The sequence below is a fragment of the Cytobacillus sp. GQ23 genome (assembly GCF_059758675.1).
In genome coordinates, this window is record NZ_JCAXER010000008.1 from 66,156 (window position 1) to 81,804 (window position 15,649).

Below are 15,649 nucleotides of genomic sequence, written 5' to 3' on the forward strand. Positions count from 1 at the left end.
CGCATTATTCTTTAATGGAGCCAATCATGACACCTTTAAGGAAAAAGCGCTGCAGGAATGGGTACACAATGAGCAGCGGTGCGGCAGATACAATCATTACGGCGTATTTCACAATACTTGCCACTCGTGCCTGCTCTCCAATGGCCTTAATATCCGTACCCTGCATCATGAGCTCGGTTGTCATTTCCTGCTGAATCAATATATCCCTTAAAATGAGCTGTAACGGAAATAATTCCCGGTCGGATAAGTAGATGAGACCGCTAAAATAGGAATTCCAGTGGCCCACCCCGTAAAACAAGGCCATTACGGCAATGATAGGAGCCGATAATGGCAATACAATTTGGAAAAAGGTTCTGAATACGGAGGCCCCATCCACTTCTGCCGCTTCTTCTAAACCTTTTGGGATGGTAACCCGGAAGAATGTCATCGTGACAATGATATTCCAAACAGAAGCTGCACTCGGTATAACCATCGCCCAGATTGTATTGATCATGCCTAAGTCTCTTACTAATAGATAAGTAGGAATTAACCCTCCATCAAAAAACATCGTAAAAATTAACAGACCCATTATAAAGCCTCTGCCTACCAGTTCCTGTTTGGCCAGCGCATAGGCACACGGCAATGTGACAGCAAGGTTGATAAAGGTCCCAAGCAACGTGTAAAAAATCGTGTTTCTGTATCCAATCCAAATCTCCTTACTTTGGAAAACTCTCTTAAATCCTTCAAAGGTAATATCCTTTGGAAATAGCCACATCTTCCCGGAGTTCACATAGCTAGGGTCACTGATGGAGGCACTAATGATATAGATCAGCGGATACAAAATGATGATGAGGAAAAATCCAATTAAAAGCTTATTGCAGATGTCAAAAATCCTGTCAGCTCTGGTTTCTCTCATTTAGGCCCCTCCTTTACCACAGGCTTGTACCTGTTTTTCTAGCCAGTCGATTAAAAAAGACAAGGATGATTAGATTAATAACCGAGTTGAATAACCCAACTGCAGTAGAATAACTGAATTGCCCTGTTAAAATCCCAATATCGTAGACATATGTTTGTATGACCTGAGACGCCTCTAAGTTGAGCGGGTTTTGCATAAGTAAGATCTTTTCAAATCCAACTGTCATGAAATTTCCCATATTTAAGATTAATAGAATGATAATTGTAGGCATAATTCCTGGTAAATTAATATGGAGAATTCTCTGCAACCGGGTTGCTCCGTCTACTTTCGCAGCTTCATGAAGCTGCGGATCAATCCCTGCCAATGCTGCTAAGTAAATAATTGCTCCCCACCCAAGGTTCTGCCATTCACCGGAAAATACATAAATAGCCTTAAACCATGCAGGATTCGTCATGAAATCAATCGGTTCAAACCCTAATAGCTGAATAAAATGGTTAACAATCCCTGTCAAAGGATCCAGGAAAGCAACCAGCATCCCTACAAATACAACAACTGAGATGAAATGGGGTGCATATGTAATCGTTTGAGCAGCCTTCTTGAATTTACTGTCACGCAGCTCATTTAATGAAAGGGCTACAATAATGGATATTGGAAATAGCGCCAGCTGGAATAAATTAATCGATAACGTATTCCACATTAAATCCCAGAAATAATAGGAATTAAAAAATCGGATAAAGTGGTCAAAGCCCACCCACTCGCTTCCCCATATCCCTTTCGTTGCAACGAAATTCTTGAATGCAATTTGCACCCCATACATCGGGTAGTATTTGAAGACTAGGAAATATAAAAGCGCAGGCGCTAAAAGTACATACAGCTGCCAATGCTTTTTTATTTTTTTCAGCTTTGTCCTTTTAATTTGTTTATTGATTTGTGATTCGGCTTTCCCTGTTGGGCTGATGTTTTTTTGTAAATTGCTTTCCGTTACTTGTTGGCTCTCCATCCTGTTTTGCCAACCCCCTTTCTTTTTTAAGGGAGCATCCTAAGCAGGATCATCTCCCTTGAATGGGATATTCTATTTTGAATATTCTTAAAATTTATTATATAACAAATTTTAAAATAATAAATCAAAATTTTATAAATTTATCCGATTATTTATTTCAACCACACTGGCCAAACCCTTCATTCTTTATGTTGATCTGCTGACCTTTGATGGAAGGGTGACAGGAAGTTTTCCACTAACGGTTCCTTTGCCAAACACTGCACCTACAGCTGCTTTTAAAGCCTGGCAGGTAAATTCATACGTATTGAGATAGGCATCAACATCCGGCAAATAGGCTAAATCGTAAGGACTTCGCATCCCAATGACAACAATAGAACATCCATTTTCATACAATTTTTCAATTAAGGCGACTTGGCTGCTGCCTGGGAAAGCAGAAAGGGTTCCGACTATTATGGTGTCATATTGACTTTCCTTCTGAACAAGCTCATCCAGCTCTTCAGCTAATAAATCGTTTTTAAAAGGGTAAACATCAGCAGCTGGGTTGAATTCTTGAATTACGCCCCCTAAGTCAAACGATGAATAGCGTTTATCCTCGACTTCCATTGTGTTATTTTTTTCCGGATAGAATACGGCAATTCGATGATTTTTTTCTGTGGACAGCGGCAGAATCCCCTTGTTTTTTACAAGTGTGACGGACTGTTTATAAACGTTATACGCAAGAGCTTCATGCTCCTTACAGCCTACTGTATCTGGAACTTTAAGATCAGAAGGGATATCATTCCAGCTGCTAAGATACTTTTTCTTCAATTCGTGAATGCGTGATAAAGCCTCATCGATGATTAATTCATCGATTTCCCCTGTTTCAACGGACCGGATGATTTCCTTTAAGGTACTAACCTGCCAATTATAGCGGTGAGAAACCATAATCAAGTCAACACCAGCTTTAACGGCTTCGACACCGCCTCTCTCCACTCCAAGTGTTTGAGAAATGGCGTTCATTTCAAGACAGTCTGTTGTGACGACTCCATTAAAGCCTAATTCTCCCCGCAATAAACCGGTAATGACCTTTTTGGAAATAGTAGCAGGCCGCCCGGCTTCATTTTCAATTGCCGGAAAATAGACATGAGCAGTCATGATCGTGTCAGCCCCATCTTGAATACTATCTTTAAATGGCTTTAATTCAACTTGATTTAACCTTTCCATATCATGAGCTATCGTTGGTAAATCTTTATGTGAATCAATATTTGTATCTCCATGCCCGGGAAAGTGCTTTAATGTCGTGGCAATTCCGGCAGCCTGCATTCCTTTCATCGAGGCACGGCCAAATGCTGATACCATTTCAGACGATTCTCCAAAGGAGCGGACACCAATGACGGGATTCTCCGGATTATTATTGACATCCAGAACAGGCGCCAGGTTCCAATTGATTCCCAATGATTTCAGCTCCAGAGCAGAAGCATAGCCAATTTGATAGGCATTTTCTTCTTTTCCTGCTGCTCCTAAGGACATGGCACCTGGAAACATTGTTGCTCCCTCTCCAAGACGGCGGACAACCCCGTTTTCCTGGTCTGTGCATATCAATAATGGGTGTGAATAGCCTGCTTTCTTTGCTTCATTTTGCAGATCACTCGTTAATGCCAGCACTTCCTTGGGGCTTCCGATATTTCTGCCAAACAATATGATTGAACCAATATGATATTCATGAATTAATTCCCTTACATTCTCAGGTACCGTTTTCCCATCGAATCCAATAACCATCATCTGGCCAATCTTCTTTTTCAGTTCCATCCTTATCAAATTAACACCCCCAATTAAATTTCATACCCAGGGATAAATCCGCCTTTTCTCACATTTGTGCCTGTTGGAAACTTTAATGTCTGTGCATATTTCGTGCGATTCACGCATCCTCTGACTGTTCCCAGTGCTTTATAATAGTCATAATAACGGAAGGACTTTGATTTCATAATGAACCAGTAGTTTGATAACGCTTCCAAATACGTGTCAAACTCATCCGATACATCTACATACAAATCCGGCACATATCCCTCCATATCCTCCCAGTTTTCACTGTGATAGAACCCATAATAATGTGCTGGCAAGCCGTCTAAATCAAATCCAGGCAATCCGGCTTTTAATTGTGCTGCCTGTACGATTCTAGGACATAAGGCGTGATCAGGATGAATGCTGTTCTCCCAATGTGTGATAACGACATTCGGCTTTAATTTACGCATTAATGTGGCAACCCGGGTAATAATTTCATCATTAAACGCAAGCTCGGCATCTTTATAATCAAGCGTAATCGTTTTCGCTCCCAAGATTTCAGCCACTTTTTCTGATTCCCGGATTTTCTGTTTCCGATACTCTTCCACTGATACATCTGGCGGGTTCCCTTTCTCGCCTGCTGTTAAATGTACAAATGTTACCTCATGTCCCGCTTTTGCATATTTATGGGCTATCGCACCCGCTTGAATCTCAGCATCTCCACAATGTGCTCCTAAAACGACTAAATGCATACTGCTACCTCCTAATTTTTTTAGATTATTAACCTAATAGACTGGAATTAAATAAGCTGACCTTGATTCGCCTTATTTATCGCCTCTCGAAGGAAACCATCAGTTTCAATTAGCAGCTGTGCTGCTTTGTCGCGGGAAACCTCGCCCTTTATCATCAATATAGCCGGTTTTACCTTTTGGTTTGTTTCCTCTAAAACGTGCGCTGCTTCATCATAAGAAACACCTGTAATTTTCATTACCATGTTTCTTGCACGCTCGACCAGCTTCTTATTGCTTGCATGAAGATCCACCATTAAATTTCCATAAACCTTTCCAAGCTTGATCATCGTTGTCGTTGTCAGCATGTTTAAAACCATTTTTTGAGCTGTTGCTGCTTTAAGTCTAGTAGATCCTGTTAATATTTCAGGTCCGACAACCACTTCGATTTTATAATCAGCGATCTGACTGATTTCCGCATCGGAGTTACAGGATAGCCCAATTGTTGCGGCACCCGCTTTTTTCGCATATTCAAGAGCGCCGATTACGTAAGGAGTCCGCCCGCTTGCAGCAATCCCTACGACAATATCCGCTTGATTTACATTACGATGACGAAGGTCCTCGGACCCTTGTTCCCTGCTATCTTCTGCACCTTCAACAGCCGTAAAAACTGCACTCTCTCCTCCCGCAATAATGGCCTGTACCATTTCATGCGGTGTACAAAAAGTCGGGGGACACTCGGCTGCATCAATTACCCCGATTCTTCCACTTGTGCCTGCACCAATATAAAATAGCCTTCCTCCCTTTATTAAAGTCTGATAGATTGCTTCGATTGCTTTTTCAATGTCTGGCAGCTCCCTGCGAACTGCATCAGCGATCGATCGATCCTCATCATTCATAAGCTCGATAATTTCCTTAGTGGATAACTGATCGATATTGGCAGATCGACCGTTTAATTGCTCAGTTGTAAGACTGGAGAGGTTCATTTATTGCCCGCCTTTCTAAAATAGTTAAATTTCTGCCTATTTTCTGTAAGAAATCAAGCATTAATCTGTTGCTGTGCCAATTATACAAAAAATCTGAATTTTGTAAAATAAAAATTTAAAAATTTATTACTTTTTTTGAAGAAATAATTCAATAAGGATAGGATTCGAGAACTATTTTTTACAGAATTTTCGTAATATTCATGTGAAAATATTTTAATTGTTTTATAATTTATTTGAAATATAATTTCAGAATCTATAAAGAAGGAAGTGAAAACATTGTCCTTAAGTTGAAGTAAGCAAGAGGTAAAAACCAATATTTTATAAAGGAGATGAAAATAATATTGAAAAAGCTGTCTATTTTATTAGCTTTTACGGTGATTTTTCTTGGAGGTGTGCTTGGAAATATGCCGCTGGAAGCTTCCGCTGATGAAAATTCTTATATTGAAGTGACCACGACAACAGAAGGCGGAGATACGGTGAAAGGCAATGCCATGGTATCAGCTGTACCAGCCTCTGGCAAAGCTGTTGAAAAAGTAACCTTTTATGCCAAGGCTGTAAACGAACCGGATGAGAACTATTATCCATATGCTCCCGACAGTGAAGCGCCGTATACCTGGAGCTGGTCAACCGGTGCACCATGGGTACCGGATGGTGAATACGTGTTAAAAATGGTTATTGACTATACCTCTGGTGAAACAGAAACCATCACAAGAAATATTTTCACGAAGAATGATCGTGAGCCGAATTCTCCAGATTCCCCTTCAGCATTGAATGCCTCAGCAAGAACAAACAACAGTGTAACTCTCACATGGGAACCTTCAGCCTCACAGAAGAAATTCGATTATGTCATTTATCAGGATGGAACTAAAATTGGAACAACTGCAGAGAATACATTTACCATCGAGCAGTTATCACCAGGATCAACTTATAGCTTCCGGGTCAAAACAAGAGATATTTACAATAATGTTTCCATTGACGATAACTCGATCAATGTATTAATTCCTTCAGAAAGTTCAGATCCCCTTCCGGATTTAAGCTCTATACAAGCCGAAGGACCTGCAGGTGCAACCCCTGGAGGAAGCGGGTACTCAGGTAATGTCAACTTATCAGTTTCAGCCACAGATAATGACCAAATAGCCAAAGTAGAATTCTTCGTAAAAACATACAGCGCGGATGAATCGGCTTATTGGAAATTTCCTGCCGTGCAAAAGAACGGGGACAATTATTCTGTAAACTGGCAAACAACTTCTGCGCCTGATGGAAATGTCATCATAAAAGCCGCAGCTTATGATTCAGCCGGACAAGCAAGAACCATTACAAAAGTTCTTCTAGTTGACAATGAAGATGATGGCGGTCCAGAAGAGCCTGCCTGGGAACCTGCAGAAACACCGCCGGCAAACCGGATAATCGGTTATTTAGCCGGCTGGTCAACTTACAATGGTTTTGAGATTATGAATGATTTAGATGCCAGCCGGTTAACACATATCAATTATGCCTTTGCTCTAATCGGTACCGACCTGAAAGTCAAAATGAGTGACCCTGAGCAAGACCCGAAGAATTTTGCGGAATTATCGAAGCTGAAGGCAAAATATCCTCACTTAAAATCCGTTATTGCCATTGGCGGATGGGGAGGTTCAGCAAACTTTATCGAGGCAGCATCGACTGAGGAATCCAGAGAAATTTTTGCAGACAGTGCTGTGGAATTTATGCTGGAAAATGGATTTGATGGTGTTGATCTGGATTGGGAATATCCTGTAACAGGCGGCGGTCCCGGTACATATCCAAACCCCGATGATCGGGAAAATTATCCGCTGTTATTAAAAGAATTACGTGAAAAGCTTGATGAACAGGGTGAAAAGGATGACAAGCATTATATCCTATCCATCGCAGGTGGAGCAACTGCAGGCTTTGCCAACAATACACAGCTTGGATTATCCCAGCAATATTTAGACTACGTTCAAATCATGACCTATGACATTCATGGAACATGGGAACAAAAAGCGGATTTTAATGCACCTTTATTGGACGACAATGGAAAAACCTACAGTGTTGATAAAGGGGTACAAGCCTATCTGGATGCCGGTGTCCCGCCGGAAAAGCTTGTAATGGGCGTCCCATTCTACGGTTATAAATACAATGTTACTTCTGGTGAAAATAATGGTCTGCGCCAGCCCTTTGAAGGCAGCGGCTCCATTACCTACGACCGGGTCATGAAGGATGGTGCTGGAAAACGGCTATAATCGTTTCTGGGATGAAGGATCGAAGGTGCCTTATCTTTATAACGCAGAAGAATCCATATTCATCAGCTATGATGATAAAGAATCCATGGAGCTAAAAGCTGAATACATCCGGGATAATGAACTTGGCGGAGCGATGATTTGGGAAATTAGCCAGGATTTTGGCAACGACCTGCTGGCCTCCCTTTATAATGTGTTAAAAGATCCGATTGAGGATAAGTCGCCGCCAGTGACGGTCTCGGAGGCTTCAGGAGAAAAATGGACTGACCACTCCTTCTTAGGGAGCGTGACCATCACATTATCTGCAGCTGATCACCATTCAGGTGTGGAAAAAACCGAGTATCGTCTGAATGACGGACAGTGGGAAACCTACAGTGAACCAGTTGTAATCGAGGCTGATGGAAAAACGACTATTAGCTATCGCTCCATTGACAAGGAGGGCAATACAGAGGAAATCTCATCACTGGAGGTTCATGTTACTGCCATCACATTTAATAATCTTTACGGCTTGATTCAATATGCAGACATGCACCATGGCCAAAAGACAGCACTTAAAGCAAAGATCCAGCAGGCTGAAAGAGCTAAAACTGATGACAGCCGGCAGCAGAAGCTGCAAAATGCCATTATTTTTGTAAAGCGAATCTCTGATAAGCAAATCGATTCTACATCCAGACAGGACCTAAAGATTTTCCTGGAAAAAATGATAAATAACTATTAAGCAAAAAAAGGCTGCCTGAGTACCATCTTGGGCAGCCTTCTATTTTTCACAAACTAGTTCTAATAATATTATGTAAGCGCGGACGAATACGAAGAATATGGTCACTGCGCCCAAAATGAACCCGATTCGTTAATAAAATGACATGAAGTTTGAGCTCGGGATCAAACCATATGCTTGTTCCTGTAAATCCTGTATGTCCATAAGATGATGATGAAAAGAAATCACCACAGGACGACATTTCTTCGCTCTTCAAAATCCACCCTAACCCTCGATATTCTGCATCAAAGGATGTGAAGTTTTGCCTTGCTAAAGTAAGTGCCGGCTCTGAAAGGATTCTTTTCCCTCGAAACAGCCCATTATTTTCAATCATAGAAGCATAGTTTGCGAGATCATGAACTGTGGAAAAAAGTCCGGCATGCCCGCTGATTCCGCCCATGGTCGTTGCGTTTTCGTCATGAACCACACCTTTTTTATACCCCTTTAAACTCTCACTATATTCCGTTGCAGCATATCTGGCTGTATCATAAGCCGGATTAAAGACCGTTTCTTTCATTTCAAGCGGGTCAAAAAGTTCCCTTTGTACAAAATCCTCAAATTTTTCATTTAACACAATCTCAATCAGTATAAAGAGGGTGATGATGCCCAGATCACTGTATATGACCTTACTGCCTATTTCCGCCTCCAGCTCCTGGTCACAAATTCTAGTAAAGATTTCTTCCATGTTCAGCTTATCCAGATAATATCTCCTGTGAGACGGAAGGCCCGAAGTATGTGTCAGCAAATGCCTGATTTTAATAGACTCCTTCCCATGCTTGGCGAACTCAGGAACAAAATGAGAGACAGCATCATCTAAATGGAAACGTCCGCTTTCTAATAGTTTTAATGTAACGGGCAGTGCAGCTACCACCTTTGTTAGCGAAGCAAGATCAAAAACTGTATTAATCTCCATTGGGGCTTTATTTGGGAATACGGCTCTGTTTCCGATAGCTTCCTGCATAATCACATCATTTTGATAAGACACATGGATCACAGCACCCGGAATATGTTCACTTTCAATCTCCTTTTGTAAAAAATTAAGCACCTTACCTTTCATCCTGACAGCACCTCAAATTTCCTTTGAAAATTTTGAATATGATTTCCACACCTTGTAACCCAGCTTCCCATAAAAATCGACCAGCCCAGTCCAATCAATGACGATGGTATCGATGTTACGCTCTCTTAAAAAAGTGATGCCAGCTTCAACAACCGCTAATCCATATCCTTTATTCCGCTCCGCTGGGTCCACACCTAATGGCCCCACCCCTCCGAGGCGCTCCTTAAACAACGGTGACCAATAAACATTTTGGGCAATAAGCGGTGATTGATCATCATTAATCCGGCAGAATCCAATAATTCTATTATCTTTTTTTAACACCACAAACTCACGGCCCATTCCGCCTTTTTTAAAATAGTGGAGTGCCTCATATTCCCACCTGCCAGGAAAACACCGGTTTAAAAACGATAACAGCTCATCCTTCTCACCGGGTTTTAACAAGGAGAAATCCACATTATCTTTTTTAGGAGGGTCAAACCTTTGATGGTCATATCTGCAGATCAAGTCATACTCATTACCATCATGGTGATACCCATGCTTTTCAAACCATTGGATTGCGTCTATGTATTGATCGGGTATTCCCGGAAAATAGTGCCAAGGATCAGAGCCAAGCTTTATCGTTCTTATATTCTGTCCTTTAAATACGCCCTCTGCGTTTTTTAATAAGGCTGTTCCAATACCTTGGCCACGAAAATCTGAATCTACCAAAAGGACGTGAATCCAGCCTGTCTCTTTATTCATCATTACATTCATATTCTCTAGCCAAGCTTTAGCCACAATAAAGCCTATTACATTGCCGTTTTCGTCCAGAGCTACGGAGGAAGCACTGTGTAAAACACTTTTATCTTCAAAACTGTTTTGGCGCAGTAATTCCCCTCTCATCGGGAAGTCCTTTCCCAGTTCCCTATTCCAAAGCAGCAAAATTCCATTTGCATTCTCTTTACTGAACGGAATGATTTGCACAGATTTGCCCCCTAACTATTTTTAAAGTTATCTATAAAACTTTTATCAAGTTCTGCACCAGCATTTATCAAACTTGCAATAGCTGAACCAGCGACAGGTGGTAAATCAGGCAAAATAATGGCCGGCTTTATGTTTTGAAATTGAAGGCTTTCTTTTATATTAGGAATAAACCATTCTGCACTGTTATAGTTTCCCCCTGCTAATACGATGGGGAGCTCTTTATTTACAGCTTTATCCTTAAACAATTTGAGGATAAGTCTGCGAATGTTTTTCCCCATCTCTATGCCAGCCTGCTTTAGAATCTCTTGCGAAATGAGATCCCCGCCTTCTGCAGCTTCAACAACCAATCGGCTTAACGACGCTATCGTCTCTCTCGCTTTTGTGAAGTCATAGATAACTGGAATCAGCTCTGGCACTCTCTTCACTTTTAAGGTATTGATAATAGCAGATGTTAAAACCGTTTTTTCTCCAAAGCCATCATACTCGTCAAAAATGGCTTTTAGCGCATGTTTTCCAATTGAGAAGCCGCTTCCCGAATCGTCAAGCAAAAACCCCCATCCACCGACTCTTGTCCGCTCACCTTCATCGTTGATTCCGAATGTAATCGAACCTGTACCGCTAATATTGACAACACCCGGCTGTCCCAGTGTTCCCGAATACAGGGCATTAACAGCATCATTATCGACTTTTAAAAGGCAATCACCCGGAAGGTATTTTTTGTATAACTGCCCCATTTTGCTCTTAACCTCTTCACGGTCAACTCCAGACATCCCTGCAAAAGAACTCTTTATTTCAGCATACTTCTCAGGTGCACGCTGCTGCAGATCCCCTAGTAATCTGCTAAGCTCTTTTTCTACAAATTCATACCCAAGGCTATTCGGATTAGTGGGTCCGACAGCTGCTTCTGCATAAACCCTTCCTTTTTCGTCACAGATAACACCTTTAGTCTTTGTCCCACCGCCGTCAATTCCTAGTACATACATGTAAAATCCTCCCTTGTAAAATTTAACTTCATTTCAATCTGCATAATACTAAAATTTTATTTTAATCATAACAGAGAGCCCCCAAAGTTATTAGTAGGTGTTCATGTTTATATTTTATGGTGTTACACAAGAATATTCAATTTTTTCTTTATTTTCACAAAATTTATTTTGGTTCTCGAAAGCTCTATTCGTTCCTAATCCGGAAACACAAGGGCATACTTTACTTTTTATGGTAATATAAATGCATGATCCTTTATGAGGAGGTAATAATGAAGCAAAGAAATTTTTTTCTATTCAATTTAAGTGCAACAGGTATTGAATTCTGCACCTTATTATATATATACAATCCTTTATAGAGGTGTTTTCGATTTAGGTTTGTTACTGCCGTTTATGATATTTGCCGTCTCTCTTTCTTACTATTATTACAAACGGGGAATGTCTACTAAATGGGCAAAGCCAGCCACTATGATATTCTTTTTTATTCCTCTATTAATCTTTATTTTTCTCAAGCCGGCCTACACTTTCGAACAGGCTAAACAATTGATTTACGAAAGTGCTTATGACGTGTCTCACACGGAGATACCGTTCCACTATACCCGGAAGATTCGCGGTACTTTATTCACGATCGGAATTACCACTTTGAAGGAGGCGGAAGATCCTTTTTAGTGCATCCTCGTTCTGGTGAAATTATTGAGATGGCACAGCCTTAATGGCGATGATCTTTCAAGTCTAATATAATGTGATAATCACAATTCCTGTGGGATAGCAAATTCAGCCGTTTCTCTATGAAACAGCTGTTTATTATGTAAAAAATTAGAACAGTAAAGGTAATAGTCAGAGACTAATTTAATATGATGCTCACCCCAAAAAAGTAAAGGAAAGTTAAATAGAAGAGCCGGATTATCAGGAAAAAAAGCATCCTTTAATCCGGCCCCTTTTATTATTTCAAAGTAATTAGCGCATTATATAACCCTCTATTTTTGCTGGAAACAGAAATTCCAGAACCGCCCTTTTCCTGAATAATTTCCATAACTACCTTTGATTTAACCTTTGCTGCATCAATTGTATATACTTTTTCGGATCCAGGTCCAAGGGTATCTTGGCAAGCAGGCTTATCATTAATTGAAAGCGATTCTTTTGTTTCAGAGTCTTTATCATACGCATTTAGTTTAAATGTCCGGCTGTTTTCTTCGCTGCTATTCTTTATTTTTACCAGTAGCTTTTCTTTTCCTTTTGCTGGAATACTGCAGCGAGATACATTCCTTTTTGCCATCTAATCTCCTCCTTTTCTAGTATTAATCTTCTTTTTTGAGGTTTTTAAGAGCATCCAGGATTGCCTGACGATTGTTGTTTCCATCTTGGCCCATTTGCATTATTGTATTTTTCAAGCTTGCAATTAATGCATCATCATTAGAAGAGCCTTGATTTCCTCTTAAAGCTTCAAGTAATGCGATTTGTGATAGTGCGATAGCCATGAACGAAGCATTATTATCACAATAGCCGATCATTACGTTATGCCCTGTATTTGCGATAATTCTGTTATTATCAAAGCTATTATTTGCTTCTGCTTCTGCTTCTGCTTCTGCTTCTGCTTCTGCCTCTGCCTCTGCCTCTGCCTCTGCCTCTGCTTCTGCTTCTGCCTCTGCTTCTGCTTCTGCTTCTGCCTCTGCTTCTGCTTCTGCTTCTGCTTCTGCCCATGCTTCTGCTTCTGCTTCTGCCTCTGCTTCTGCTTCCGCCTCTGCTTCTGCTTCTGCTTCCGCTTCCGCTTCTGCCTCCGCTTCTGCTTCCGCCTCTGCCTCCGCTTCTGCTTCTGCTTCCGCCTCTGCTTCCGCCTCTGCCTCTGCTTCTGCTTCTGCCTCTGCTTCTGCTTCCGCCTCTGCTTCTGCTTCTGCTTCCGCCTCTGCTTCTGCCTCTGCCTCTGCCTCTGCCTCCGCTTCTGCCTCCGCTTCCGCTTCTGCTTCTGCCTCTGCTTCCGCTTCCGCCTCTGCTTCTGCCTCTGCTTCCGCCTCTGCCTCTGCTTCCGCTTCCGCCTCTGCCTCTGCTTCTGCTTCTGCCTCTGCTTCCGCTTCCGCCTCTGCTTCCGCCTCTGCCTCCGCTTCTGCCTCTGCCTCTGCTTCTGCTTCTGCCTCTGCTTCTGCCTCCGCTTCCGCTTCTGCCTCTGCTTCCGCTTCCGCCTCTGCCTCTGCTTCCGCCTCTGCCTCTGCTTCCGCCTCTGCTTCTGCTTCCGCCTCTGCTTCTGCCTCTGCTTCTGCTTCCGCCTCTGCTTCTGCTTCCGCCTCTGCTTCTGCTTCCGCCTCTGCTTCTGCTTCCGCCTCTGCTTCTGCTTCCGCCTCTGCTTCTGCTTCCGCCTCTGCTTCTGCTTCCGCCTCTGCCTCTGCTTCTGCTTCCGCCTCTGCTTCCGCCTCTGCCTCTGCTTCTGCTTCCGCTTCCGCTTCTGCCTCTGCTTCTGCCTCCGCTTCTGCTTCCGCTTCCGCTTCTGCCTCTGCTTCCGCCTCTGCTTCTGCCTCTGCCTCTGCTTCCGCTTCTGCCTCCGCTTCTGCCTCCGCTTCTGCTTCTGCTTCCGCTTCTGCCTCTGCTTCTGCCTCCGCTTCTGCCTCCGCTTCTGCCTCTGCCTCTGCTTCTGCTTCTGCTTCTGCCTCTGCTTCTGCTTCCGCCTCTGCTTCTGCTTCCGCCTCTGCTTCTGCCTCTGCTTCCGCTTCTGCCTCTGCCTCTGCCTCCGCTTCTGCTTCTGCTTCCGCCTCTGCTTCTGCTTCTGCCTCTGCTTCTGCTTCTGCCTCTGCCTCTGCCTCCGCTTCCGCCTCCGCTTCTGCCTCTGCTTCCGCTTCCGCCTCTGCTTCCGCTTCTGCCTCTGCTTCCGCTTCTGCCTCTGCCTCTGCTTCTGCTTCTGCCTCTGCCTCTGCCTCTGCTTCTGCTTCCGCCTCTGCTTCCGCCTCTGCTTCCGCCTCTGCCTCCGCTTCTGCTTCCGCCTCTGCTTCCGCTTCCGCTTCTGCCTCTGCCTCTGCTTCTGCTTCCGCCTCTGCTTCCGCTTCTGCCTCTGCTTCCGCTTCCGCTTCTGCCTCTGCTTCCGCTTCCGCTTCTGCCTCTGCTTCCGCTTCTGCTTCTGCTTCTGCCTCTGCTTCCGCTTCCGCCTCTGCTTCCGCTTCCGCTTCTGCCTCTGCTTCCGCTTCTGCCTCTGCTTCCGCTTCCGCTTCTGCCTCTGCTTCTGCTTCCGCTTCTGCCTCTGCTTCTGCTTCCGCTTCTGCCTCAGAATCTGAATCTGAATCAGCTTCCGCCTCTGCTTCTGCTTCTGCCTCTGCCTCTGAATCTGAATCAGCTTCCGCCTCTGCTTCTGCCTCTGCCTCTGCTTCTGCCTCTGAATCTGAATCTGAATCAGCTTCCGCCTCTGCCTCTGCTTCTGCTTCTGCTTCCGCCTCTGAATCTGAATCAGCTTCTGCCTCTGCTTCTGCTTCTGCCTCTGCCTCTGCTTCTGCCTCTGAATCTGAATCAGCTTCCGCCTCTGCTTCCGCCTCTGCCTCTGCCTCTGCTTCTGCTTCTGCTTCTGAGACTGATACTCCAACTCCTACTCCAACCCCAGCGCTTGCTTCTGCATCTGAGTCTGCATCTGCTTCCGTTTCTGTTTCAACCTCTGCTTCTGCCTCAGAATCAGCTTCTGCTCCTGCATCTGCTTCTGCTTCCGCTTCCGCTTCCGCCTCTGCTTCCGCTTCTGCCTCTGCTTCTACATCAACTTCTGCTTCTGCCTCAGAATCTGAATCCGAATCCGAATCTGCTTCCGCCTCCGCTTCAGCCTCTGAATCAGCTTCTGCTTCTGCTTCTGCCTCAGCATTTGCTTCTGCAGCAGCTATCGCATTGGCATCAGCGTCGGCTATTGCATTAGAATCAGAATCTGATGCCAATCCGGTATTTACATCTATATCTCCAATGTCAAAGCCTAGGTCAGATAATCTCTCAAGATATTCATCTCTTATGCTTTGATAATCCGATTCTGAAATTCCACTATTGTTCTCAAGTGCCTGTAGTTTCTCAAGCAATCTTTGGATTTTTTTCAATTTGCTTTTTTTCTTCTGCCAACCCATCTTTTCCTCCTTTCTGATTATATAAAATGCTCCTGAACCGTTAATTTCTAGGAAAATAATCTATGACTCATGCGCAGGAACGCGATAAATAATCAGTCTTTTTTTGTTGGTTTTCTTACCTTTGACTTGTCGGCATTTTACACTCGTCTGATTAATTTCTTGCTTTTTTCTACTTAACTTCGATTTCTCAAATAGTTTCATAACAGTTTGTA

General features: G+C 43.2%; 13 protein-coding genes. 3 read left to right on the forward strand and 10 right to left on the reverse strand.

Annotated elements, in window-relative coordinates; translation table 11 throughout:
- Positions 1 to 4: 4 nt before the first annotated feature.
- The 5 genes from AC6CHU_RS08510 to murQ all read right to left on the reverse strand — a co-directional run bounded on the left by AC6CHU_RS08510 (position 5) and on the right by murQ (position 5,370).
- Positions 5 to 895: a carbohydrate ABC transporter permease gene (locus AC6CHU_RS08510; protein ID WP_159864806.1), complete on the reverse strand. Its 891-nt coding sequence runs from the start codon at positions 893 to 895 to the stop codon at positions 5 to 7.
- A gap of 13 nt (positions 896 to 908) precedes the next feature.
- Positions 909 to 1,895 carry an ABC transporter permease gene (locus AC6CHU_RS08515; protein WP_159864809.1) on the reverse strand — a complete coding sequence of 329 codons (987 nt, stop codon included), beginning with the start codon at positions 1,893 to 1,895 and terminating at the stop codon, positions 909 to 911.
- A gap of 186 nt (positions 1,896 to 2,081) precedes the next feature.
- Complete coding sequence (gene nagZ, locus AC6CHU_RS08520; protein ID WP_498121320.1) at positions 2,082 to 3,683, reverse strand: beta-N-acetylhexosaminidase; 1,602 nt, start codon at positions 3,681 to 3,683, stop codon at positions 2,082 to 2,084.
- A 23-nt stretch (positions 3,684 to 3,706) separates the two neighbouring features.
- On the reverse strand, positions 3,707 to 4,408 hold the full coding sequence (locus tag AC6CHU_RS08525) for a PIG-L deacetylase family protein (protein ID WP_159864811.1): 702 nt from the start codon (positions 4,406 to 4,408) through the stop codon (positions 3,707 to 3,709).
- A gap of 47 nt (positions 4,409 to 4,455) precedes the next feature.
- Complete coding sequence (gene murQ / locus AC6CHU_RS08530) at positions 4,456 to 5,370, reverse strand: N-acetylmuramic acid 6-phosphate etherase (protein WP_498121206.1); 915 nt, start codon at positions 5,368 to 5,370, stop codon at positions 4,456 to 4,458.
- A gap of 341 nt (positions 5,371 to 5,711) precedes the next feature.
- Between murQ and AC6CHU_RS08535 the strand changes: the two genes are divergently transcribed.
- On the forward strand, positions 5,712 to 7,610 hold the full coding sequence (locus AC6CHU_RS08535; RefSeq protein ID WP_159864817.1) for a glycosyl hydrolase family 18 protein: 1,899 nt from the start codon (positions 5,712 to 5,714) through the stop codon (positions 7,608 to 7,610).
- On the forward strand, positions 7,588 to 8,325 hold the full coding sequence (locus AC6CHU_RS08540; protein WP_498121208.1) for an OmpL47-type beta-barrel domain-containing protein: 738 nt from the start codon (positions 7,588 to 7,590) through the stop codon (positions 8,323 to 8,325). The genes AC6CHU_RS08535 and AC6CHU_RS08540 overlap by 23 nt, the downstream gene beginning before the upstream one ends.
- Before the next feature lie 46 nt (positions 8,326 to 8,371).
- On the opposite strand, the gene AC6CHU_RS08545 is transcribed toward AC6CHU_RS08540, so the two are convergent.
- The 3 genes from AC6CHU_RS08545 to AC6CHU_RS08555 are packed head-to-tail and all read right to left on the reverse strand — an operon-like array spanning position 8,372 to position 11,364.
- Positions 8,372 to 9,406, reverse strand: coding sequence for a serine hydrolase domain-containing protein (locus tag AC6CHU_RS08545; protein WP_236566209.1), 1,035 nt, complete (start codon positions 9,404 to 9,406; stop codon positions 8,372 to 8,374).
- 24 nt (positions 9,407 to 9,430) lie between these two features.
- Positions 9,431 to 10,381 (reverse strand): GNAT family N-acetyltransferase, encoded by a 951-nt coding sequence (locus AC6CHU_RS08550; protein ID WP_236566210.1) that lies wholly within the window; start codon positions 10,379 to 10,381, stop codon positions 9,431 to 9,433.
- An 11-nt stretch (positions 10,382 to 10,392) separates the two neighbouring features.
- Positions 10,393 to 11,364 (reverse strand): N-acetylglucosamine kinase, encoded by a 972-nt coding sequence (locus AC6CHU_RS08555; protein WP_159864826.1) that lies wholly within the window; start codon positions 11,362 to 11,364, stop codon positions 10,393 to 10,395.
- 303 nt (positions 11,365 to 11,667) lie between these two features.
- Here AC6CHU_RS08555 and AC6CHU_RS08560 point away from each other — a divergent pair, with 303 nt between their 5' ends.
- On the forward strand, positions 11,668 to 12,030 hold the full coding sequence (locus tag AC6CHU_RS08560; protein ID WP_498121211.1) for a hypothetical protein: 363 nt from the start codon (positions 11,668 to 11,670) through the stop codon (positions 12,028 to 12,030).
- A gap of 274 nt (positions 12,031 to 12,304) precedes the next feature.
- On the opposite strand, the gene AC6CHU_RS08565 is transcribed toward AC6CHU_RS08560, so the two are convergent.
- Positions 12,305 to 12,637 (reverse strand): hypothetical protein, encoded by a 333-nt coding sequence (locus AC6CHU_RS08565; RefSeq protein ID WP_159864832.1) that lies wholly within the window; start codon positions 12,635 to 12,637, stop codon positions 12,305 to 12,307.
- 22 nt (positions 12,638 to 12,659) lie between these two features.
- Positions 12,660 to 15,410 carry a hypothetical protein gene (locus AC6CHU_RS08570; RefSeq protein WP_498121213.1) on the reverse strand — a complete coding sequence of 917 codons (2,751 nt, stop codon included), beginning with the start codon at positions 15,408 to 15,410 and terminating at the stop codon, positions 12,660 to 12,662.
- Between the last annotated feature and the right edge of the window lie 239 nt (positions 15,411 to 15,649).